At 53.0% G+C, this 21,352-nt stretch carries 20 protein-coding genes; 7 read left to right on the plus strand and 13 right to left on the minus strand.

All coding sequences use genetic code 11. The features are described from left to right. Window positions 1–276: 276 nt before the first annotated feature. Entirely contained in the window at window positions 277–663 is a 387-nt protein-coding gene (locus JIN85_RS14335; RefSeq protein WP_200271918.1) for a hypothetical protein, read from the minus strand. 190 nt (window positions 664–853) lie between these two features. Between JIN85_RS14335 and JIN85_RS14340 the strand changes: the two genes are divergently transcribed. From JIN85_RS14340 to JIN85_RS14360, 5 genes are all read left to right on the plus strand, one after another. After that, the gene (locus JIN85_RS14340) at window positions 854–2,422 is read left to right on the plus strand and encodes a carbon-nitrogen hydrolase family protein (protein WP_200271920.1); all 1,569 of its coding nucleotides are present in this window, start codon (window positions 854–856) and stop codon (window positions 2,420–2,422) included. Window positions 2,423–2,636: 214 nt separating this feature from the next. Then, window positions 2,637–3,938, plus strand: a complete 1,302-nt coding sequence (locus JIN85_RS14345; RefSeq protein ID WP_200271922.1) for an ABC1 kinase family protein — start codon at window positions 2,637–2,639, stop codon at window positions 3,936–3,938. Window positions 3,939–4,095: 157 nt separating this feature from the next. Then, window positions 4,096–5,280, plus strand: coding sequence for an HlyD family secretion protein (locus JIN85_RS14350; RefSeq protein WP_200271924.1), 1,185 nt, complete (start codon window positions 4,096–4,098; stop codon window positions 5,278–5,280). Window positions 5,281–5,306: 26 nt separating this feature from the next. Then, window positions 5,307–6,860, plus strand: coding sequence for a DHA2 family efflux MFS transporter permease subunit (locus JIN85_RS14355; protein WP_200271927.1), 1,554 nt, complete (start codon window positions 5,307–5,309; stop codon window positions 6,858–6,860). Window positions 6,861–6,938: 78 nt separating this feature from the next. Then, window positions 6,939–7,757, plus strand: a complete 819-nt coding sequence (locus tag JIN85_RS14360; RefSeq protein WP_200271929.1) for an LpxI family protein — start codon at window positions 6,939–6,941, stop codon at window positions 7,755–7,757. Window positions 7,758–7,769: 12 nt separating this feature from the next. On the opposite strand, the gene JIN85_RS14365 is transcribed toward JIN85_RS14360, so the two are convergent. From JIN85_RS14365 to JIN85_RS14380, 4 genes are all read right to left on the minus strand, one after another. Then, on the minus strand, window positions 7,770–8,375 hold the full coding sequence (locus JIN85_RS14365; protein ID WP_200271931.1) for a hypothetical protein: 606 nt from the start codon (window positions 8,373–8,375) through the stop codon (window positions 7,770–7,772). Between the two features lie 85 nt (window positions 8,376–8,460). Further along, on the minus strand, window positions 8,461–9,018 hold the full coding sequence (locus JIN85_RS14370) for a hypothetical protein (RefSeq protein WP_200271933.1): 558 nt from the start codon (window positions 9,016–9,018) through the stop codon (window positions 8,461–8,463). A 39-nt stretch (window positions 9,019–9,057) separates the two neighbouring features. Then, entirely contained in the window at window positions 9,058–11,634 is a 2,577-nt protein-coding gene (gene hrpB, locus JIN85_RS14375; protein ID WP_200271936.1) for an ATP-dependent helicase HrpB, read from the minus strand. Window positions 11,635–11,721: 87 nt separating this feature from the next. Continuing rightward, entirely contained in the window at window positions 11,722–12,138 is a 417-nt protein-coding gene (locus tag JIN85_RS14380; protein ID WP_200271938.1) for a hypothetical protein, read from the minus strand. A gap of 743 nt (window positions 12,139–12,881) precedes the next feature. On the opposite strand from JIN85_RS14380, the gene JIN85_RS14385 reads away from it, so the two are divergent. Continuing rightward, the gene (locus JIN85_RS14385; RefSeq protein ID WP_200271941.1) at window positions 12,882–14,072 is read left to right on the plus strand and encodes an FG-GAP repeat domain-containing protein; all 1,191 of its coding nucleotides are present in this window, start codon (window positions 12,882–12,884) and stop codon (window positions 14,070–14,072) included. Between the two features lie 33 nt (window positions 14,073–14,105). On the opposite strand, the gene JIN85_RS14390 is transcribed toward JIN85_RS14385, so the two are convergent. The 5 genes from JIN85_RS14390 to JIN85_RS14410 all read right to left on the minus strand — a co-directional run bounded on the left by JIN85_RS14390 (window position 14,106) and on the right by JIN85_RS14410 (window position 18,720). Next, entirely contained in the window at window positions 14,106–14,789 is a 684-nt protein-coding gene (locus JIN85_RS14390; protein ID WP_200271943.1) for a 3'-5' exonuclease, read from the minus strand. Then, window positions 14,789–16,747 (minus strand): DUF294 nucleotidyltransferase-like domain-containing protein, encoded by a 1,959-nt coding sequence (locus JIN85_RS14395; RefSeq protein WP_200271950.1) that lies wholly within the window; start codon window positions 16,745–16,747, stop codon window positions 14,789–14,791. Before JIN85_RS14395 ends, JIN85_RS14390 begins: the two co-directional genes overlap by 1 nt. A gap of 98 nt (window positions 16,748–16,845) precedes the next feature. Further along, entirely contained in the window at window positions 16,846–17,730 is an 885-nt protein-coding gene (locus JIN85_RS14400; protein WP_200271952.1) for a S1C family serine protease, read from the minus strand. Between the two features lie 25 nt (window positions 17,731–17,755). Continuing rightward, window positions 17,756–18,232: a hypothetical protein gene (locus JIN85_RS14405; RefSeq protein WP_200271954.1), complete on the minus strand. Its 477-nt coding sequence runs from the start codon at window positions 18,230–18,232 to the stop codon at window positions 17,756–17,758. Continuing rightward, window positions 18,229–18,720 carry an RNA polymerase sigma factor gene (locus tag JIN85_RS14410; RefSeq protein ID WP_200271956.1) on the minus strand — a complete coding sequence of 164 codons (492 nt, stop codon included), beginning with the start codon at window positions 18,718–18,720 and terminating at the stop codon, window positions 18,229–18,231. The genes JIN85_RS14405 and JIN85_RS14410 overlap by 4 nt, the downstream gene beginning before the upstream one ends. Window positions 18,721–18,826: 106 nt before the next feature. Between JIN85_RS14410 and JIN85_RS14415 the strand changes: the two genes are divergently transcribed. Then, the gene (locus JIN85_RS14415) at window positions 18,827–19,378 is read left to right on the plus strand and encodes a hypothetical protein (protein ID WP_200271958.1); all 552 of its coding nucleotides are present in this window, start codon (window positions 18,827–18,829) and stop codon (window positions 19,376–19,378) included. A gap of 11 nt (window positions 19,379–19,389) precedes the next feature. Here the strand turns inward: JIN85_RS14415 and JIN85_RS14420 are convergent, their stop codons facing one another. The 3 genes from JIN85_RS14420 to JIN85_RS14430 form a co-directional block, all read right to left on the minus strand. After that, complete coding sequence (locus JIN85_RS14420; RefSeq protein WP_200271960.1) at window positions 19,390–20,118, minus strand: amino acid ABC transporter ATP-binding protein; 729 nt, start codon at window positions 20,116–20,118, stop codon at window positions 19,390–19,392. Beyond that, window positions 20,108–20,872: an amino acid ABC transporter permease gene (locus JIN85_RS14425; RefSeq protein WP_200271962.1), complete on the minus strand. Its 765-nt coding sequence runs from the start codon at window positions 20,870–20,872 to the stop codon at window positions 20,108–20,110. Before JIN85_RS14425 ends, JIN85_RS14420 begins: the two co-directional genes overlap by 11 nt. A 64-nt stretch (window positions 20,873–20,936) precedes the next feature. Then, window positions 20,937–21,308: a VOC family protein gene (locus JIN85_RS14430; RefSeq protein WP_200271964.1), complete on the minus strand. Its 372-nt coding sequence runs from the start codon at window positions 21,306–21,308 to the stop codon at window positions 20,937–20,939. Window positions 21,309–21,352 lie beyond the last annotated feature (44 nt).

Here is a 21,352-nt window from a genome sequence, read left to right on the forward strand (position 1 = left end):
GGTAACCTCGGTGATTAAGGTTTTTAACACCGTATCCGAGTGGTCATCCTCCTGAATTGCATTGAATTCATCTTCGCTCATTGAGTAATGAGTTGATAAATGTGATAGGTATTGATTTTCGATTTCCGATTTGCTCAAAAATCGATTTGCTGGATCTTCTGATAGGAGTTTTGTTCTGAACTCGCTGCGAGTTGGGATTCGATTCATGTTGTCTGAAATTTAAATTTGTTACGGTATTGGTGCTGTTAGGTGATGGATTGTGAAGTGATAAAATTGCTATTCAACGTGATGATTTCGATTTTTTGATTGGGGGAATTTTGTGGTGCAACGCAAAAATGCCACAAGTGATGCGATGAATGATAAGCTCCATGCAGCTGTGGATATTAATTTCTCAGGGTTGTGGACGGCGATCCATAGTGTCAGCACCACCAGAAGTGATGCAATTACGAGAATGCATACCCATGAAATGCGCTCAGGTTTTTGAATCAGGGTTGCTGTTATGGCCGCTGCGTATGCAACCGCAATGATGATATACTCTGAGGTTGGTAAATTGACTCCTGAAATGGCTAGCCATCCGCTTGCAAATATTACTCCAGCCGTGAGAGCGAGTATTTTCTGAAGATACGACATATCCAGTAATAAGAATGGCAAATGATGATGCATTCAATGATCAGTGATTACAAGTGCGGATGGCTGATAATTCTCTTTTTTGAAAATTCGTTCCTAGCGGTTGTATTCGCGCTAATTGCTGGTTGTTAGTCTGTTGAGTTTGCTATGCTCGGTGATTCAATTGCGTGAGCCTGTCCTTCAAGAATCTGAATTTTGTAGGTTTACCGCGATCAGTTTCAAGGCCATGCTGAAGAATATGGAACCACGGGAATTTCAGATCAAAAGCGGAACAGTGATCGCAAGGACGCCTAAAGAGGAAGACATCCCGGCAATGATCAATCTCCACCACAGCTGCTTCCCTGCGACGATGGGGACGGATGAAGCTTGGCGTGAGGATCAGCTCTTATCTCACCTCCAGATTTTTGAGGAAGGGCAAGTGGTCCTGGAGCGCGAAGGGAAAATTATTGGGGTTTCATCAAGCCTGATCGTCACCATGGGAAGAGATCCATTGCGGCATCATACTTATTATGGCATCACGGATGACGGCTATTTTTACAACCACGATCCACAGGGCGATACGCTCTATGGGGCGGAGGTTTATGTGGACCCTGCGTGCAGGGGAGAAGGTGCAGGTGCAGTGCTGTACAAAATCCGGCGGGATCTTTGTAAGCGATGGAATCTGCGAAGGATTTTGGCAGGTGGTCGTCTGTGGAATTACGAGCACTTTGCGGATCAATTCACACCGGAGGAATATGTCCATGCGGTGCAAGATGGCAAAATCAAAGACCCTGTGATGGGTTTTCAATTGCGTGAGGGATTTGTCGTTCGGGATGTCATGGCGAATTACATCCGCGATCCCCGCAGCAAGAATTACGCAACTCTCATCGAATGGTTGAACCCGGTCTATCAGCAGGCGGAGGGTGTCGATCGGAAAGTTCGCGTGGCCTGTGTCCAATATCAGATGCGCAAAGTTTCCGGGTTTGAGGATTTTGCTGCTCAAGTTCGATATTTCGTGGAAACAGCAGGGGAGGATTACGGCGTCGACTACGTGCTATTCCCGGAATTCTTCTCGGTCCAATTGCTTTCGGCGTTGGGGCAAATGGGATCTCGCGAAGGGATTCGCCATCTTGCGGAGTTTACCCCGAAGTTCTGCGATCTCATGTCGACCTTGGCCCGTGAGCAAGGGTTGCACCTGATTGCGGGTTCGCATCCGGTGGTGCAGGAAGACGGAACACTGCACAACGAGGCGATGCTTTTCCGCCCCGATGGCTCGTTTGTTTCTCAGCCGAAATTGCACATCACGCCATCAGAGAAAACCTGGTGGGGAATCAGTGGAGGTAATCAATTGCTCGTGATCCAGACTCCGAAGGCGAAAATTGGAATTTTAATCTGCTACGACGTCGAATTCCCCGAGGCGGCGCGATACCTGGCAGAGCAGGGAGTGGAGATTCTTTTCGTCCCGTATTGCACCGACAATCGTCAGGGCTATCTACGCGTGACGAAATGTGCTGCTGCCCGCGCGATCGAGAATCAGATCTACGTGGTTTGCTCAGGGGTGGTTGGCAACTTGCCGGATGTTCCAGCGATGGACATTCACTATGGCCGGGCAGTCGTTTTCACGCCCTCGGATTTCGAATTTGCGCGTGACGGCATTCAGGCGGAGTCCGATCCCAATGTGGAGACGATGCTCGTTACGGACCTGGACATTAGTGACTTGTATCGCAGTCGAGAAGCCGGCTCGGTAACGCCGTTGATGGACCGTCGACGTGACTTGTTCGAGTTGAAGGCAAACTTGGATACGCCTCTGAAGTGAGGGAACGGCTGGGTTGCACGCTATTCCTCCATGAATTGCAGAATGCACCGATATTGCGGCGATACGCGATCTTGCATGATCACATGGCGCACGTGAAAAAAGTGAAAAATCTTACAAAAGGTTGAAAGGAAGTCGGTTGGTGCCCCGGTGCGACAAATGGCACGGCATTTGCGATTCAATGCCGCGTCCTGACAAATCCCAACCGTTTGATTCGATGAGTTCCCTTGCCAGCCCACACCAACACCATAAGGATATCACGATTTTATTCCTCAAACACGCTCCGCAGGCGGGTGGCGCGTGTGGTTTGGATGAACTGGTAAAGGATATACGCGCACTGGGGAGCACCTTTATCAAATTTTCTCAATATATTTCCTGCCGTGGAAATTGCCTGCCTAGACGGTATCAGGAAGCACTCCTACGCTTGGATGCTGGTCAGCAGGAGGGGCAACAGTTGATCGAGTCGCCTGACATCATCGAAGCCATCGTTGAAGAGGAACTCGGCAAAAAAATCTCCCAAGTCTTTTCGTATTTCAGTCCAGAGCCGTATGCATTTGCCTCCGCGGGCCAGATTCATAGGGCGACTTTGCATACCGGACGCGATGTGTCGGTAAAGGTCCAGCGGCCTGCGATTCGTCACGCGATCGTCGATGATCTTAAAAATCTGGCGGACATCGCCTCTTTTCTCGATGGTCAGCAATTTGGCAGCCCGAAAGGAAAATTTGGGAAATTGGTTGAGCAATTCCGTCTGCAAACGATTCGCGAATTGGATTATCGACGCGAAGCCAAAAATTTCGCCGAGCTTGGAAAGCATTCGATCGGATCTCCAAATATCGAAATCCCTGTGGTGCTGGAGGAGTTAACCACGTCGCGCGTGCTCACCACGGATTTGCTCGACGGTTCGACGGTATCGTCTGCTGCCCAATTAGGCGAAGCTGAACTGGAGCGCGAATCGTTGGCGGATGACTTGGTTCAAAGTTATCTCGACCAAGTTCTGGTTGCGGGAGTGTTTCATGCCGAGCCGAACAGTGAAAATCTGTGGATCACTCAGGACCGGTTCATTTCATTTTGCGAAGTTCCTTCATTGATGCGGACAGGTCATCATTTTCGAGAGCCTTTGGTTCAACTTTTGACGGGAATTGATAAGAACCAGCCCGAGGAAATTGCCGAAGCAGTTTTGCGATGCTCGGAGTTCGCTTCGAGTAAGGAGGAGGATCATGATAGCTTGATACAAGATATGACTCAGCTGATCGAAGCAGAGCACGGCTTGGCATTAAGTCATGTTTCCGTCGGTATGAAAATGTTAAAAGCGTTTCATGCATGTGCGCCACTTGGGATTGCCATGTCAGATGAGGTTACGGCAGTGGCCCGTGGGCTGAGTGCGATCGCTAAGACGGCATCGGAAATTTGTGAAAACTTCGATCTCACGCAATCCATCCGTCGATACCTGGAGTCGTTTGAGAATGAAATCGATCACATGCCAATTCCATTTCCAAATCCGCTGAGTCGGGTAGTTTGATACAACTGGTAATGGTTTGGGTTTTAGCTCACCGCTATGGATGAGTTGCGATTTAAATGTTTGAATTGATGAAATTGGCCAGTTTGAACTGATAAATTGCAACATTTCAAAAAAATCCGCTGGCGGTAATATCATCCTCATACGAACCTGCCGCGCAATGGAAGATCGTGGCCAAGGTTCTAGAGAAGGTGTTTCAGGAACTTCTCCGTCAGATAAAGATCAAGATAGCACGGCGAAGAAGCCTGTATCAAAAACCGCCCTCATCATCGGGCTTCTTATTGTCATGGTTTTGGCAGCCGCTGGAGTCATGTATTGGCTGCACGGACGTCATTTTGTAAAAACGGACGATGCCTATACCACGGGGCACATTCACCCCATCAGTGCCAGGGTTGAAGGCTTGGTCGTGAAGGTTTTGGTTAGCGATAACCAAGTCGTAAAGGCGGGTGATGTTCTGGTTCAACTCGATCCACGGGAATATGAGATCGCGCTGCAACTGGCCGAATCGAACTCAGAGCAGGCACGGGCACAGATCGCTGAATCCGAAGCCGCCGTCGAACAAGCAAACGCACGCAAAGTTTCCGCCACGGCAAATGTTGAGCAGGCCCAGGCGCAGGTTGCCCAAGCGGAAGCTCAGCGCGTCAAGGCCCAGGCTGATTTTGACCGTGTGGATCAGCTCATGAAACTCGACAATGGAGCCGTTTCGAAAACCTCGGTAGACCAAGCGACTGCTGCGCTCGCAGATGCGCAGGCGGCAGTGACTTCGGCCAAGGCAAATGTTTCATCGGTGGAATCACTGGTCGCCGCAGCGAAGTCAGACATCACAGTGGCGATGGCGGATGTCCAGCGTGCAAAGGCAACCCTGAAAACCAATGAGGCTGAAGTTGCCAACGCCAAGCTTCAGTTGGAGTTTTGCAACGTCGTCGCGCCAACCGATGGCCGAATTTCCAAGAAAACGGTAGAGGAAGGGCAGCAACTTTCACCCGGACAGAGTTTGATGGCGGTGGTTCCATCAGACATCTGGGTCATTGCGAACCTCAAAGAAACTCAGTTGCAGGATCTCAAGATTGGCCAGGAAGTCGAAATCGAAATCGATGCCATCGACGGCAAAACGTTCCGTGGCAAAGTGGATAGTGTGCAAGCAGGCAGCGGCTCAACTTTCTCGCTGCTCCCTACCGATAATGCCACCGGGAACTTTACCAAGATTGTGCAACGCGTCCCTGTGAAGATTGTGTTCGATCCCGATAGCATCCGTGGATACGAAGACCGTCTCGTGCCCGGATTGTCCGTTGAGCCATCGATTGATCTGCGGACGGGTTCGGATCAACCCATTGGTGAACAGTAACGAAATTCCGCACCGCCTCCACCACGATGCTCGAAGACGAGAAGGTAGAATTCCGGAAATGGCTTGCCGTGGTCGGCACCATGTTGGGAGCCTTCATGGCGATTCTCGACATTCAGATCACGAACTCTTCGTTGCGTGATATTGCAGGAGGCATCTCAGCGACGACTTCGGAAGCATCCTGGATTTCGACCGCCTATCTGATCGGCGAGATTGTGACAATTCCTCTAACCGCATGGCTGTCGAGGATCTTCTCGGTGCGGATTTATCTGTTAGTGAACATCGTCTTGTTTCTAACCTTTTCCGCATTGTGCGGAATTTCGACGAGCCTTTCGGAAATGATCATTTTCCGGGCGGGGCAAGGATTCACCGGAGGTGTTTTCATACCGATGTCGCTGACGGTGATGCTGTCGATTTTACCACGGCGATTGCACCCGGTCGGTCAGGCGATCTTTGGCCTTACCGCGACCCTGGCCCCGGCCATTGGGCCAGCCTTGGGTGGTTGGTTGACAGGCAAGTTCGGCTGGGAATGGAACTTTTATATCAATTTCGTTCCAGGCATCATCATGTTCGCCACGGTTTGGTTTGCGATCGAATCGAAACCGATGAATTTAAAAGGTCTCATCGGCGGCGATTGGTGGGGGATTCTTTGCATGGCGATTGGTCTAGGCGCGCTTGTTGCGATGTTAGAAGAGGGGCAGCGCGAGGATTGGTTCGGGAGCGAATTTATCGTTACTTGCGGCATTATCGCGGGCATTTTTGTCCCGCTCTTCATTCTGATCGAACTGATCCGCAAAGAGCCTTTCGTGAATTTGCGATTGTTAGGGGACCGCAACGTGGGAATGGGTTCAGCGGTTGGATTTCTGTTAGGCTTGGGGCTCTATGGAAGTATTTATCTTATTCCATTATATCTCGGAAGTGTGCAGCAATACAGTCCGCTTCAAATCGGTGAAACCTTGATATGGGTGGGCCTGCCTCAGTTATTGGTTTTTCCGATCCTGCCGAAGTTGATGAAGCGCTTCGACCTGCGATTGCTGGTATGCTTCGGCTGCATTCTATTTGCCTCCAGCTGTCTCATGAATGCCTTCATGAGTTATAACTATGCGGAGGATCAATTTATCTTCAGTAACGTCGTCCGCGCCTTGGGACAGCCATTCACCATTGTTCCAGTGACCGCGATTGCGGTAGCTTCCTTGGCCAAAAAAGATGCTGGGGATGGGTCGGCGATTTTCAATATCATGCGAAATCTCGGCGGATCCGTGGGGATCGCCATCCTTTCGACCATTGTCACCCGGCGTGAGCAATTTCACGACGAACGCATCGGGGAAAGCATCTCCTTGTTTGATCCAGCAACCCGGCAACGGCTTGCCGACAGCCAGCAGGCATTTATCAGCAAGGGGAGTGATCCTGTCACCGCGATGTCCCAGGCGATGGCTTCACTGAAAAACATTGTTTCGCGGGAGGCGAACATCATGGCCTTCAACGACGCGTTTTACTTCGTTGCGATCAGCTTGTTTGCAGCAGCGGTCATGATCTGGGTGTGTCGACGGACCCGTGGCGGAGCCGCTCCGCCAGCTCATTGATAACTGACAGAGTGGGAGCACGGATTTCCGAGGATTGACGGCTAATTCTTCAGCGGGAAGAATCCGGGCGGATCACACATGGCAGAAAATCGAACCATCGGAATCATCGCGGGCAACGGAGTTTATCCTGAAACTTTTGTCGCCGCGGCACGCAGGCATTCGCCGCAGACTCGGCTGGTGGTTGCTGCATTTGAGGGAGAAACCCAGCCGTCGCTGGAACAAAATGTCGATGGCCTCGCCTGGTTTCGGATTGGTCAGTTGTCGAAGTTGATTCGTTATTTCAAAAGCGAAGGCGCGACGGAATCCGTGATGGTCGGGCAGATCTCTCCAAAAAATTTGTTTAATCTACGTCCGGATTTGCGGGTTCTGATGATGATGGCCCGGTTGAAAGAGCGCAATGCGGAGACGCTTTTCGGCGGTATTGCTGATGAACTCGCGAAGGATGGGATCACGCTGCTACCCGCCACGACGTTCCTCGAAGATCATTTGCCGGGTGCGGGACATGTCTGCGGTCCGGTTTTTAAAAAGCGCCAGCTGATTGACGCGGATTTTGGGTTTCGCATTGCCAAGGACACCAGCCGTCTCGACATCGGACAAACGGTGGTCGTTCGGCACGGAACGGTCCTCGCCGTCGAGGCTTTCGAGGGAACCAACGAATGCATCAAGCGGGGTGGGGCACTTGGGCGCGGCAAGGACGTGATGCTGGTCAAAGTCTCCAAGCCAAATCAGGACATGCGTTTCGACGTGCCTGTGGTTGGCCCTCACACGGTGGAAACCTGCGCTGCCTCTGGAGTTGCTGGTATCGCGATCGAGGCGGGCAAGACTCTGTTGTTAGAAAAAGACAAGGTCCAAGCGCTCTGTGCAAAACACGGCATCGGGATCCACGCCGTGGGCTGAAGCGGTATCACTCTACTTGGCTTTCAAATCGAACACCAATTTCGTGCCATTCTTTGGATGGCTGATTTCTATGGCGCATGGTTTTCCAGGTTGGATCACCGTGAAAATGGGAGTGGAATAAGTCGCAAACTTCGGGAACTCCATTTTGTTTTCAGTGAGCAGCCTTCCTTTTGCATCCAAAATGGGCTGTCCTGCATCGCCACCCATTTTGGAGAAACCTTGAAAATCTGTGATGGTGACAGTGCCTTTAAGGACAACCAAACCGTTTCGATCTTCGGTTTTCAGATCGGTGTGAAGTCCAACCATTTTTGTCGCGAAGTCAGTCGGTGTGGCGGGCATCACGCCCTGAGCTGACATTTTGGCTAACTCGTAGTCTTGCGGATACACGAATTCCCTCCGGGTATCGATTTCGATGTTTTCGCCAACTTTGAAAGTCTTTGCATCCAGCGACTTGGTCCGGTGCCAGGGTTCGTGCAGTCCCGTGCTCAGTTCAAAGGATCCATGATGCGGTAGCGCGACCTCGGATCGTTGGTTGAAGGAACTGATGCCCTTCGGTGAAGCGCAGGAGGTGATCACGGCACAGGCTGCGATCCCGGAAAGTGAGAGGATGGATTTCATGATGGGTTTGGTTGTCTGGTCGCCAAGCGATCATCAGCGAAACTACAGAAATCATGCCTTGGAGCAAGACGATTCAATGAGCCGGTTAAAGCCAGCGCAGGATGGGAGGAATCGATTCTTCCCATGCTTTCGCCACCGCGGTTTTGACGACTGCTTCTTCATCCTCGCGTCTTGGGAATAAGTGAGCATCCCGCAGTCTCCGGGAAGTGATGGCGATGGCCCGCAGTTCCGGGCCGAGCGTGAGCAGTCCGAGCGCGGCGGAGATTGCGGTCGATGCAAGCAGAATGGCCACCGCTCCCATCACCGGAATTTTCGCGATGATCAGCGCAAATACCGCAACCAGTAAGCTGAATGGTGGAACTGCCTTGCCGAAACGGCGGGCGTTTTCCCGGTTAGACGCGGCTTTTGGGTCGCGTTCCTTCCACTGCAGCAACGCGGCCTTGCGTAGCTCCACCGCGAATTCCAGCGCGGAAGCACGGTTACCGATCGGAGCCAGCCCGAGATGGCTTTCCCAGCGTCGTGGATCACAGGTGCAAGCGCGGATTCCTTCGGAAATCAGCACGCGTTTCGCGAACCACCAACGCGCCAGTGTCGAGGCGATGATCGGGACGATGGAGAAGAAAAACAGAATGCGCCACAACATGAGCAAGAGGTCGGGAAAGGCTGTTAGGTAAGGTCGAAATTACTTTTTCTGCGGCACGTAGGTTTTCGGATCATCCGGCCAGGGGTGGCGTGGGTAGCGCCCTGCGACCTCTTTTTTCATCTGAAAATAACCGGATTGCCAGAAGCCTTTTAAGTCTTTTGTCATTTGCCACGGCTTTTGGCCCGGAGTGAGAATGTGCACCAGAAGCGGGATCCGCCCGTTGGCGATCATGGGCGTTTCCCAAACGCCGAACAGATGGGAAACGCGCACCGAGATGAATGGATCTTTATCCGGCTGATAGGTGATTTTCGCGGATTGGCCGTTCGGCAGATTGATGCGTTCCGGGCAATAGGAATCGAGCGCCGAGCGTTGGCTGGAGTTGAGCCATTCACGCAAAACCGGCCATGGATTGGCGTCCTTGATGTCCTTGTAGGAAATGGAGCCGTGGCAGATCTGGGCGATCGCATCCGCTTTGTCCTCATCACTCCAGGTTGGCATTTCCAGCTCCGGCATGGCTTTGCCAAGCACATGCAGCCGGGTGGTCCATTGCTCGACCGAATGGTCCCAGTTTTTCAACGCAAGCTCGCCGGAAAGCACGCGCGCGGCGAGAATTTCGGCGGCTTGATCGAGATTGACGTTCAAATCACTCTCTTTTGACTCGATGACGAGATCGCGGAAAATCGTCTGGGTGCGGGAGACGACACGCCTACGGGATTCATCGTAGGAAGCACCTTGAACGGATTTGAGATCATCCGGGAAAATTTCTGCCAACCAGCTGGGGTCGATCGCTGTGGCCCTGCGCAAATGGGTGATGATTTCGCGGGCCTCGACCTCGGTGATCTCCGCTGCCACAAATGCTGGTGCATTTTTGACGCAGGATTCGTCGTCCAGTTTTCCTCGGCGATTTCCTGTGAGTTTGCAAGCCAGAGTGCCCTGGGAAAAACGGATCGCGAGTTGATCGCTGAAGGCGGCGAGCATCGATTTGCCGATCGCAGCGCGGTTTTGTTGGAAATCGATTGGCTTCCATGACCAGCCGAACCGCTTGGCGAGCCGTTGCAAGCGCTCTAGACTCTGCGCGGTTTCTTTGGCGCCACGGGCCAGCACGCCGATCTGACTGCAGCGCTGCGGGTTGAAGCCCATGGCTACAGCAGAATCGAAGGCCCGGTATTCGCCCGCGAAATCGGTGTCGTCATCCGGGAAAATGAAATCCTTGCGGCTGACACCGCCGCGTTTGGTCACGAAAATCCCTTCGCCCTGAACGGCAGCGGCGATGAAAGCGGCTTCCGCCATGCAATCGTTTTCATGCCCGGCAAGCATCAGGCGCGCGAAGCGAGGCTCAAGCGGAAGTTCCGCCATGTGCTTGCCTTCATCGGTTAGAACGCCATCGGCATCCAGAGCTGATAGATCGTGCAGCAGCCGTTCCGCACGACTGAGCGCATCTTCCGCCGGTGCATCAAGCCAGCGGAAATGCCGGAGATCGGCGACGCCGGAAGCTTTTAAAAGCAAGGTTGCTTCGGCGAGATCGACCCGGTGAATTTCCGGTGCTTCAAATTCAGCGCGTCTGGCGTGATCCGGCTCCGACCACAAACGGAAGCATCGGCCCGGAGCCGTGCGCCCGGCTCGGCCTGCCCGTTGCTCGGCGGCGGCTCGGGAGATTTTTTTGATCAAAAGCGTATTGATCGCGCGGCGCGGCTCAAACGCGGCGATGCGGGCAAGGCCGGAATCAATGACAGTGCGAACTCCATCAATGGTCAGAGAGGTTTCAGCAACGTTGGTGGCGACGATGATTTTGGGTCGTGGCCCGGGCGCGATTGCTGTTTCCTGCGCGGCGGGTGGAAGTCCCGAGTAGAGCGGAAAAACGTCCCAATCACGGCACAGAGAGCCGCTGCTGAGGAGTTCGATCGTTTTGCGGATTTCATGCGTTCCGGGAAGAAACATCAGGATGTTACCGGCGTCGTCCATCGTCATGGCTTCCGCGCAGACTTTGACCATCCGCTCCCAGATTGGAACTTCTCGAGGCGGTCCGCCCCGGCGATCGTTGGTCGGCGGGCGTTCCGGGCGGTATTTGATTTCGACCGGGAACGTTCTGCCTCCGGCTTCGAGTGAGGTGACCGGTTCCAGATAGGGTGCCAGGTTTCCTGTCTCCAACGTTGCCGACATGACCACGATTCTGAGATCCGGTCGTGATTTTTCCTGCAAGTCCAGGCAACGCGCCAGGGTGATATCGACCGCCAGCCGACGCTCGTGGAATTCATCGAAAATCACCGCGCCGACGCCCGGCAGCTCTGGCTCGTCCTGAATCCAGCGCTGAAACACCCCATCGGTCATGTAAATGATGCGGCTGTCGTCGCTGTATTTCGTGTCGAAGCGCACTGCGTAACCAACTTCACGGCCGATCGGGGATTGGCGTTGCTTTGCGACCCAGCCAGCGAGCAGGCGTGCGGCCATGCGCCGTGGTTCGATGACCAGGATTTTGCCGGGAATTTCCGCGTCCAACAGCATGCCGGGAACGGATGTGGATTTCCCGGAACCCGTTGGCGCTTTGAGTAAAACGCGGGATTTTGGCGAGGCGAGAGCGCTTGTCAGCGGCTCGGCGATTTCAAAAACTGGCAGCACACGCAGAGCATGGAGCGGGGGACGGCACAGGTGCAATCCCGAACCATCTAGGGCTTGGGCGATCGGTAATCTTGCGAGTGATTCGGCTCAGATTGAGTTCTCATCACGGCCATCCAGATTCAGTGAGGATGCGTAAAGCGGAATGAACTGAAGAATGGCCGCGACACTGAGGCAGAACAGCAAGCGCTGGGTTTCCGGAAACTTTGAACCTATCAGAAACATCTCAAACATTCCGGCAGATTCAGCGAACGCAAGACCGATCACCATCATGACCTGCATCGACTGAAAAGACTTCGCTTTAGGAAGAATGAGCCAACGAATGACTGTCGAAATGACAATGCCAGCGAAACTCATCATCAGGAAAAGGATGGGGGGGTGGCCTTGATTCGGCTCATGTGGTAAGCCGTCCCAGATGTTCAATTGCAGAATGACGTTTCCGGCTAGCATGGAGAACCAGATGATCCAACTTGGCATCAATTCTAGGGCTGTAAGTCGCGAGCTCATGAAATTTCTAGAACAATGGAAGTTGAACTAACAGAACCATCCCATTGCTAGCAGGCTGGAAAGGCAAGAAGGATATCATTTTGTGCCGCTGACAGTTGAGGAAAGGGATTGAGCTATAGCGAAAAAATCAAGTCGCGCAGGATAGGTCTCATCAACTGGGAGGAATTGAATCATCGAGGGTCACTTCGTTGATTCCGAACTAAGCACTGGATTGGAATGAGCTTATCGTTTTGAGTATCGACATGATAGAGTGTCTTCCCGAAGGGATCTGTTCATGGAATTACAGATTGAATGGGCAAGGAGAATCTGCCCGAACAGTCATTGACTGGCCCGGTCAAAGTGGGGCGTTAGTCATCAACAACGAACACTTCCTTATTAAAAAACCGCGCTTCTTTTCATCCTACTGGGAGCTCAGGAATCATCAGGAAGTCATTGCTACAGCCAAAAAGAGAGGTCTCTCGCGTTTTTTCCGAATAGAATGGGGCGAGTCGCTTTATTTTCTCGGAGCCGAGACCCTTGGAAGATCCATGTACCTGAGAGGTGGAGGGAAGTGTGCGGTGATTCGCCCTCAACATCCGTTTACCAGGCGGGCAACGATTACTGGAGATCTTCCCGATTTCCAGATAGTTGGCTTTGCGTTTTGGCTGACGACCATCCTGTGGAAACGCAGGAATAATTGAAGTCGGAACGACCTTGCTGCAGAAAATAGAAAGATGCGAAGAACGGCCAACGTTAGAGGTTCCATGAAATTCCAGGCTTTGATGATTCCAGTAGGCTTGATGGCGGGGGCGTTCGTCTTGGTTGCTGCCGAGAAGGGTGAATCCAGTTGGAAGAAGCAGGTTGCGACCTCGGATTTTTTAACGGAAGGAGCATCAGCGGGCGATATCGATGGGGACGGGAAAATCGATCTGGTTGCAGGTGCGTTTTGGTTCAAAGGCCCGGATTTCAAGCAAAGGCAGCAATTCCGTGAGGGGGGAGTGGCCGATGTGAAGACTTATCAGGAAGACTCGTTCCTCAGTTGGGTCGATGATCTGAATGGTGACGGAAAGAATGATATTTTGATGGCAAGCCACCCGGGGAAAAATCTGACACTTTATCTTAATTCAGGGAAACCCGGCATGTGGTCGGCTCATGTGGTAATGACCGAGGCTGCCACTGAATCGCCATTGTGGATGGATTTGGATGGTGATGGCAAAAAAGAGCTTATCTGCATGCAGGGCGGAAAGTTTGGGTATGCGGAGGTGGATTGGAATAATGTGACCAAGCCTTGGAAATTCATTGCCATTTCTGAGAAACGAACAGACACCCCATACATCCATGGCTTGGGAGTTGGCGATTTGAATGGCGACAAGAAGCCGGACATTTTGGCAAAGGATGGCTGGTTTGAGCAGCCGTCAGATCATGATGGAAAATGGATTTGGCACCCCGTGGAATTTTCCGGACCGGGTGGTTCGCAAATGCTGGTGTTCGATGCCGATGGCGATGGTGACAATGATATCGTCACCAGCTGGAACGCTCACGGATATGGTTTGGCATGGTTTGAGAATACCCCGAAGCAAGATGCGATCGAGTGGGTGAAGCATGAGATCCTGCCTGAAGACCCAAACAAAACGGGAGTAGGTGGTTTGCAATTCAGCCAGCTCCACAGTCTGGAAATGGCAGATTTCAATGGCGATGGCCGGATGGATTTCGTAACAGGAAAACGCTTTTTAGCCCATAACGGTCATGATCCGGGAACCGCGGATCCTGCTCTAACTGTTGTGTTTCTGAACCAGAAATCGGATGATGGAGTCCAGTGGAAACCAGTAATCATCGACCCTGATACAGGCGTCGGTTGCCAAGTGGTCGCAACAGATATCAATGGTGACCATCAACCAGATATTGTGGTCGGAAATAAGAAAGGTCTGACCATTTTTACCAATCCATCGATGTAGTCTAACAGATGAATCGGCGTGAGTCGTTCCGCTTCAGCCACGATGAATGGGCAAATCTCCGGCTGTGAGAGGACGTCCCAAGTGGCGCCTTAACCGCGCGCAGAGCGAAAGCAATACCTCTGCCGTGGTAAACGCGTCACCGGTTGCTGTGTGCCGCGCCATCGGGCGGATATCGCATTGCTGGCAAACTTCATCGAGACCAGGTGGCCTCTGCGCCACGTAATTGGTGCGAGCGAACGCATCCAGAGTTTTGATCGCCATTTCTGCCGTGTCCAGCCATGGGTTGCGCAACTTCAGGGCATAATGCCGGAACAGCGCTGAGTTGATCATTCCCAAATCGAAGCCGGTATGGTGTGCCACGAAGATGGTATCGGCAATTCTCGGTAGCAAATCCTTCAGAACTTCTGCTTCGGGTTCTCCCTCGGCAGATTCGTCCGGCATGATTCCATGAATCCGGACAGCATCATTCAAGGGAACATCGGATTGCTGGATCAGCCATCCACCACTTTGTTCTACCTCAATCCGGTCTTCTGCCACGATGACCAATCCAATGGACAGAAGTCGATCGCGGCCGATTTCAAATCCGGTCGTTTCCGTGTCGATCACAGCGAACCGCAGTTGCTCTAACGGAATCGCCTTGGCGGGCCGTTTGGATGATGTTTTCGCCAGATATGCTTCCGCAAAATCCGGCAGTGATTTTTTCCCGAAGCCAAACATCAGAGTCTTTGGTCGAGGTTGAAATCGTTGCGGATCGTTGTCTGGACCATGCGCACGACATCGAACACATTCGCCAGTTGGGCGCGTTCGAGTTTGGTCAGTTCGCCGGGGTCGATAAAACGTCCGGAATCACCACGGCGCAGTCCGTTGAGCGTCCGCATCTTCATCAGGAAATCATAGGCATCGCGGGCGAGGCCTGCGATTTCACTCAGTTTGGGCACAGACCGTCGCAATTCATCCCATCGGCCACCAGTTGAATAGCGGCGGTGCATGTGATTCTTGAGTGTCAGCAGGCGGGCCGCATCCCGGAGCGGTGCCATGCCACGATTCTTCAGGTCGAATGGTTCACTGCGGCCGCCCCCGAATTTCTCCACCACCAAACGACCGATGAAGTTCAAGGGTGGTGCGGTATTCACGATCGATTCCGCGAGCCGTCGCTGGGCAAATGGATTTCCCGACACCGTGGTGAACGCCGCGGATCTCAATTCATCGCAAAGGGACGCATCACCGGCGACGTGGCGGAGATCGTACAGGATCGTTGCACGCAGCAGACCGTCCTTTTGGCGGAAGCTCTCTGCTGAGCGGAGCTCATCCAACCATTCTTCGGAAGTCCGGCACCAGCGCGGGTTCATTGCCATGACACCGCCTTGGCATCGGGCGAAACCGGCCTCGGTCATGAGGTCGATCACCCGCGTTGAAAAATCGAGAAACTGAGCCCTGGCGACTTTATCACTAGCTGATGAGCCCGTGCTCGCGAACACCAGCGCATTGTCCATATCGGTGCGGAGAATTTGTTCGCGCCGTCCGTCGCTTCCTACCGACATCCATGCCCACGGAATTTCAGGCAGTGGCTTTCCTTCTGCGGTCATTTCCTCATTCACCAGAACCATCAACCGCTGGTTCAGCTCATCATAAAGTTCGGCACAAATGTGACCCACATAGATGGCGGAAACACCTGCTTCCAGATAGTTCTGCACGATCGACTGGATGTCGTCACACAATTCCCGGAATCGTTTCGGGCTGCGTGCCTGCTGCAGTTCACGCAGTAAGCCTGTCGGATGGTGACCACTTTGGGCTAACAGATCCTTGTGGCTGCAAACATCGAGGGCGGGGGAGTTTGGCGTCCCATCTTCGGTCACGCAAACCTGCCCAATCCTGCGCCGCAGCATGAGCAATAAAGAGGCGATGCCGGATGAGTTTTTGGACACGGTCACCACCGGACTTGCCATCACTTTGGAAACCGGAGTTTCCACCGGGAGGCCATCGATGATTGAGGCGCGAACCAACCGCGTGCTGGTGACGATGCCAACCGGATGGCGCTGTTCATCGGTGACCAGAATCGACGGCACTTTCTTGGCCGACATCAGAGAGGCTGCCTGGAAAATCGAGTCGCCAGGTGAGCACGTTAGGAGTCGTTCGATCGGCCGTGGGCGGATGATTTGAGCACCCGCCAAATGACCTTGCAGAATATTTTTCGTCCGCCCGGCGACTGAGGAATCCGCAGGTTCTTCCAGAGTCACTGGTGAACCAAGCCGGGAAATCCAGAACAAGTGACGGCGCACGTAGTCGCGAGCTTCGTCATTTTGATTCAGTCGTTCTAACAACTCCACCCACGGCAGACTGTAAAGTAGGCAATCCTCCACCGCCTTCGCCGTGACCCGATACGGCTCGGATCGCATCAAAGCGGTAAATCCAAGCACATCGCCTACGTCCCGGACATCGACCCGCTCGGAACGATCTTCCACTTTCCACAGATATTCCACGCGCCCCCGCACCACAAAAAGTGCCTCGTCACCGGGAGATTCACCTTGTTCCCAGATACAATCGCCAGCAGCAGCCATCCGCACCTTCGCCCGGCTCGCTAATGCGACGACTTGCTCCGCAGGCAACATCGAAAAAGGCGGAAACCGTCGGAGAGTTTCCGCGATGCGGTCCGGGATGACGTTGGCGCTGATCATTGAGCGACGCTAAAGCTCTGTTGGTAACGACTCCAGCGTACAATGCAAAAACCGGAGACTTTCTGTCGCCGGTTTTGCGGTTCGTGATTTGAGCCGAATTAGTTTTCTTTTTGAGCCTGGGTCAGTTTATCGAGCGCTTCGCGGAGTGCGGCAACTTGTTTGCTTAAATCCATCAACTGCTCCTCGGTGTGATCGCTCGACGAAATATCAATCCCTTGCCGAAGCGCTTTCATTTGCTCTTTTTGTTGGTCGAGCAATTTGATGAATGCACGATTTTGAGGATCCAGCTGGAGAGTCTGAATGGCACGGGCAGGCCCCCAACCCATCGACATATCTGCCGCAGCTTGCTCGGTGAGTGTCGCTGATAATTCCAGCTCTTTGCCCGCGCGGTAACAGGTGAGTTTTACTTCGTCTCCGGATTTGTGATTCTGGATCAAGACCCGAAGCTGGTCCGGATGGATGAGAATCTGATCATCCAGTTTTGCAACTACGTCACCTGTCGTAATTCCGGCGTTCGCAGCGGCACTGTTTTCGGAGACCGCATCCACCACCAGTCCTGTGTTCGGTTGAATGGGAAGCTGATGGGACAACGTCGGTGTCACGGGACTGACCGAAATTCCAAGTTGGGCTTGTGGGCCGGAAGTTGGTGCGTTGCCGATGTCGAAACCAAGCCGGTATTGAATCGGCTTCGCAACACCTTCAGGAGTCCCTGTGATCTGGAAGGTTTTCACATCCACCGCATCACCCTTCATATCGATTCCTTGCAGCGCGGCTATGATTTTTTCCCGGATTTGCTGGTTCAATTCCACGTCGTCCGGGAGATCGCCATTTTTTACAGCAGTATCGAGCTTCTCATGGATTTGTTTAAAAATGACATCCTTCAAAAGGTCATCCGGTTCCGGCTGGTGCTTTGCTGGCTCCTGAGCCATCAATGGCAGGATGGTGGCCAGTAGAGGTGATAACTGTATGGCGATGCGTTTCATGGTATTTGGTTGTTAGGTTGGGTTGTTAGAAAATGGGTAGGGAAACCGGCACGATTTCGGAGCGTATCCAGGATTTACTGAATTCGGGGGCCTCGCCGGGTTTGGCATAAGTAATTTCATCGACCCAAGTCGTCCGGATCAGTCGCACCGGACCTTGCTTGGGATCGTTCGTGACCCCCAGGTCTTCCATGCCGAGCAGGGTTTGTTCGCTCTTTACGGCCTGGAGCATCTCGGCGGATTTTGCGACCTCCGGAGAAACGGAGTCATGCTTGGCGGTCGTTTTGGATGGCGACGTTGGGCTGCCTTGAAGGCTCAGCCAGGCGAAAGCCAAGGCAGCGGCTGCAGCCAGTGGGGCGGCAATCCAAAGTCGGAGACTCCGCGTTCTCGGCAGCGGGCGGGCAGCTTGCAAGCGACTGAGCAGTTCCGGGCTAGCAGGCGCGGGCTTCAAGCCGTGGAGCAATTTTTCCAATTCGTCGTCATCTGGGAATTCCGGAGTCTTCATATCAGGGAAGAGCTTAAGTTTTGGCGGAGGGCATCTAGGGCAAGGCGGTAGCGGGAAGCAGCCGTTCCGGCGGGTATTTCCAGCGTTTCGGAAATTTCTGCGAATGTCAGGCCACCCCAGATTTTGAGGGTGACCACTTCCTGCTGATTTTCTGGAAGGTGAAGGATGGCATTTTCCAAAAATGCGGCTTCTTCGCGATCCGCATGTGGACTGATCAAGCGCGGACGCTCCGCATCGGCGGCAATCTCACGTTCAGTCCGTTTGTCGATCCGGCGGGACAAGTCGATGGCCCGACGCCGAATCGTGGCGAAGACCAACGCGGGCTCGGGCTGTCCACCAGCTCGTTTCCAGGATTCGACCAAGGCATCCTGGAGAACGTCTTCCGCATCATGACTGCAGCGTGTTTGTTGCCGCGCAAACAAAAGGAACCTGGCCGTGTGATCGGCGAGCCAGGATTTCCATTCGGTTTCTGTCGGGTGAGCGGACATGCAAAAGCGGTCTTTGCTAATGACAGCGCACCAAGCGGGAAAATTTATCACGAGAGTTCAAAAGACTTCGATTGAGCTCGCAGCAGAATGGTTCTAGTCTGTGCGCATGAAAAATTGGACACGTCTCCTGCGCTTGGCTGGGGTTTTACTGGTCGGCTATCTCTTTGCTTCTTGTGCTCACACGGTGCCGATCGGGAAAGTCGTGGCGGTGCGCGATGGCGACGAAATGCGCAAGGGCCTGCGTGCTGCCGATGAACTCATGGTTTACGAGGGCCTGCCGCATCAGACCAAAGAAAAGGAATTGATGGAATCGGAGTTGGCAAAATCCAAGACGATCCGGATTCACGGCTATCCATTTTATCTCCCTCCGGTCGCCGCGAAGAAGCAAGCGGAGTTAAAGAAAATCCTCGGCGATCCACGGACTTACAAAAAATACACCGGCCCGAAAACCTGTGGCGGATTTCACCCTGACTACGCGGTATTCTGGAAAGAAGGTGAGGTGCCAAAGCATATCCTGATTTGCTTCGGCTGTGGAGAAGCACTTTTTTCAGACGGCGGGAAGCTCATGCCGTTCGATATTCGGCACAGCCAATTGTATAAGTTGCGTGACGATATTCTCGCAGTGCAACACCTGAAGCGGCCATTGCCTCAACATTGAGCCAGTCACCTTCAATACTTCATCACCCGTGAGAGAAATCGCTGTGCAAGCGGCGATTCAGGTGAGGAAAAGAACGCTGAGGGAGTTGAGCATTCCTGAATGTTTCCAGCTGCAAGGAAAGCAATGCGATCGGCCACGGCACGGGCGAATCCCATTTCATGAGTGCTCAGAATGATATTCTGTCCTTCCTCAGCGAGTTCACGAATCAAATCTAACACTTCACCCGTCATTTCCGGATCGAGTGCCGAAGTCGGCTCATCCAGGAATAAGATTTTCGGTTTCATGCTGACTGCTCGCGCAATGCCGACCCGTTGCTGCTGACCGCCGGAAAGTTGGGTCGGAAGTTTGTGTGCATGATCTAACAAACCGAATCGCTGCAGCGATTTTTCCGCAATGGCGTTTGATTCAGCGGCTTCCAGTCCGTGCACTTTTTGCAATGGAAGGGTCAGGTTCTGAAGCGCTGATAGGTGGGGAAACAGGTTGAAGGACTGGAAAAGAAATCCATTTTGCCGGCGATATCGCAGTAGCTCTTCACGACTGCTTGGAATGGGCGTTCCATCAATTTGGATCGATCCTGAATCCGGAGTCTCGAGTCCTCCTAGGATGCGGAGCAAGGTGCTTTTCCCTCCGCCTGATGGTCCGATCAGGCATAGCACATGAACTTCGGAATCGAGATGGAGTGAATCGAGCGCGACGTGGCGATCGAAGCGTTTGGTCAGCGCGGTGATTTCAAGTTTCATCGCGGTAGCTGAGTTCGAGTCGGTGAGAAAGGATTGCCACTGGAGCTGTTAGAATCAGGTAGCCAAGTGCGAGCGGAACGTATGCTTCCAGTCCGCCGTAGGTTTGAGAGGTATAAACTTTCGCCTGATAGGCGAATTCCTGCACTCCTATGACTGAAAGAAGCGATGAGTCCTTGATCAGGGAAACGAACTGCCCGGCGGTCGCCGGTAGAACACGACGCATCGCCTGAGGGAAAATGACATAGCGATACGTTTGAGTTCGATTGAACCCAACCGCACGAGCGGCTTCCCATTGGGTGCGGTGGATGCTTGCGACGCCACCACGAAAGATCTCACCGAGGTAAGCTCCCTCAAAAAGTGATAGAAGAATGATGCCGATGACCAATTTGTCATCCCATCCCATACTTCCAAGTGAGCGCGACATCAGCGGGGCAAAGATCACGAAGTAACCCACCAAAAGCTGAACCAGCAGCGGCGTATCGCGAACAAACTCAAGAAACAGTCTGCATGTCCATCTGATTGCAGGCAACGGGCTGCGTTGGCCAAGCATCAGAATCAGTCCCACCAGCAAACTTCCCAATAACGCGCCAAGCGAGAGAAGCAAAGTGACGATCCAGCCACGAAACAGAATCCCGCGGTATTCCCACGGTTTCGACCAGTCCCAGTTCTGGCCAAGACTTTGAAAAAGCAAGGTGGCCAGCAGGGAAAATGCACCGAGTATCGCGACGGCTGCGATGAGGTTTCGGCGATTCATGCCGGATCTTTAGACGATCCTGCCGGGTCCGTCCAATCCTGATGACACAGTGTTGAAAGTTCGCTCAGGTGAGAGAATGAAGGCCAATCATATTTCCCTCGCTATCAAACACCAGCGAGATGAATCCGTACGGTCCGATCGAAAACTTTTCCATGTGAATGCTGCCTCCATTGGCGGCGGCACGGGCGGCTTCGACCGCGCAATCCTGGCAGGTGAAATAAATCAGCACACTGTTTCTCCCTGACGAAAACCCTTCCATTTTCACCAAGGCACCAGGTGCGCCGGAGGTTTCCTTTTCCATGGGGAAGGCTAACAACTCGATACCAGGTGTATCGAGCTTCTCAAGTTGGGTGTCGAAGACGGCCTCGTAAAACGCTTTCGCACGGGGCATGTCTTCCACGTAGATTTCGAACCAGCCGACAGGATTGGGTTTCATGATCAACGAATTCTGAAGACTTTACAGAAAGGATGCAAGGTCGA

The organism is Luteolibacter pohnpeiensis (assembly GCF_016595435.1).
GTDB lineage: Bacteria > Verrucomicrobiota > Verrucomicrobiia > Verrucomicrobiales > Akkermansiaceae > Luteolibacter > Luteolibacter pohnpeiensis.

Bases quoted from the DNA above. Each gene is read 5' to 3' on its own strand.
- JIN85_RS14335 (WP_200271918.1), bottom strand. From the start codon at position 663: ATGCATCATCATTTGCCATTCTTATTACTGGATATGTCGTATCTTCAG.
- JIN85_RS14340 (WP_200271920.1), top strand. From the start codon at position 854: ATGCTGAAGAATATGGAACCACGGGAATTTCAGATCAAAAGCGGAACA.
- JIN85_RS14345 (WP_200271922.1), top strand. From the start codon at position 2,637: ATGAGTTCCCTTGCCAGCCCACACCAACACCATAAGGATATCACGATT.
- JIN85_RS14350 (WP_200271924.1), top strand. From the start codon at position 4,096: ATGGAAGATCGTGGCCAAGGTTCTAGAGAAGGTGTTTCAGGAACTTCT.
- JIN85_RS14355 (WP_200271927.1), top strand. From the start codon at position 5,307: ATGCTCGAAGACGAGAAGGTAGAATTCCGGAAATGGCTTGCCGTGGTC.
- JIN85_RS14360 (WP_200271929.1), top strand. From the start codon at position 6,939: ATGGCAGAAAATCGAACCATCGGAATCATCGCGGGCAACGGAGTTTAT.
- JIN85_RS14365 (WP_200271931.1), bottom strand. From the start codon at position 8,375: ATGAAATCCATCCTCTCACTTTCCGGGATCGCAGCCTGTGCCGTGATC.
- JIN85_RS14370 (WP_200271933.1), bottom strand. From the start codon at position 9,018: ATGTTGTGGCGCATTCTGTTTTTCTTCTCCATCGTCCCGATCATCGCC.
- JIN85_RS14380 (WP_200271938.1), bottom strand. From the start codon at position 12,138: ATGAGCTCGCGACTTACAGCCCTAGAATTGATGCCAAGTTGGATCATC.
- JIN85_RS14385 (WP_200271941.1), top strand. From the start codon at position 12,882: ATGAAATTCCAGGCTTTGATGATTCCAGTAGGCTTGATGGCGGGGGCG.
- JIN85_RS14390 (WP_200271943.1), bottom strand. From the start codon at position 14,789: ATGTTTGGCTTCGGGAAAAAATCACTGCCGGATTTTGCGGAAGCATAT.
- JIN85_RS14395 (WP_200271950.1), bottom strand. From the start codon at position 16,747: ATGATCAGCGCCAACGTCATCCCGGACCGCATCGCGGAAACTCTCCGA.
- JIN85_RS14400 (WP_200271952.1), bottom strand. From the start codon at position 17,730: ATGAAACGCATCGCCATACAGTTATCACCTCTACTGGCCACCATCCTG.
- JIN85_RS14405 (WP_200271954.1), bottom strand. From the start codon at position 18,232: ATGAAGACTCCGGAATTCCCAGATGACGACGAATTGGAAAAATTGCTC.
- JIN85_RS14410 (WP_200271956.1), bottom strand. From the start codon at position 18,720: ATGTCCGCTCACCCGACAGAAACCGAATGGAAATCCTGGCTCGCCGAT.
- JIN85_RS14415 (WP_200271958.1), top strand. From the start codon at position 18,827: ATGAAAAATTGGACACGTCTCCTGCGCTTGGCTGGGGTTTTACTGGTC.
- JIN85_RS14420 (WP_200271960.1), bottom strand. From the start codon at position 20,118: ATGAAACTTGAAATCACCGCGCTGACCAAACGCTTCGATCGCCACGTC.
- JIN85_RS14425 (WP_200271962.1), bottom strand. From the start codon at position 20,872: ATGAATCGCCGAAACCTCATCGCAGCCGTCGCGATACTCGGTGCATTT.
- JIN85_RS14430 (WP_200271964.1), bottom strand. From the start codon at position 21,308: ATGAAACCCAATCCTGTCGGCTGGTTCGAAATCTACGTGGAAGACATG.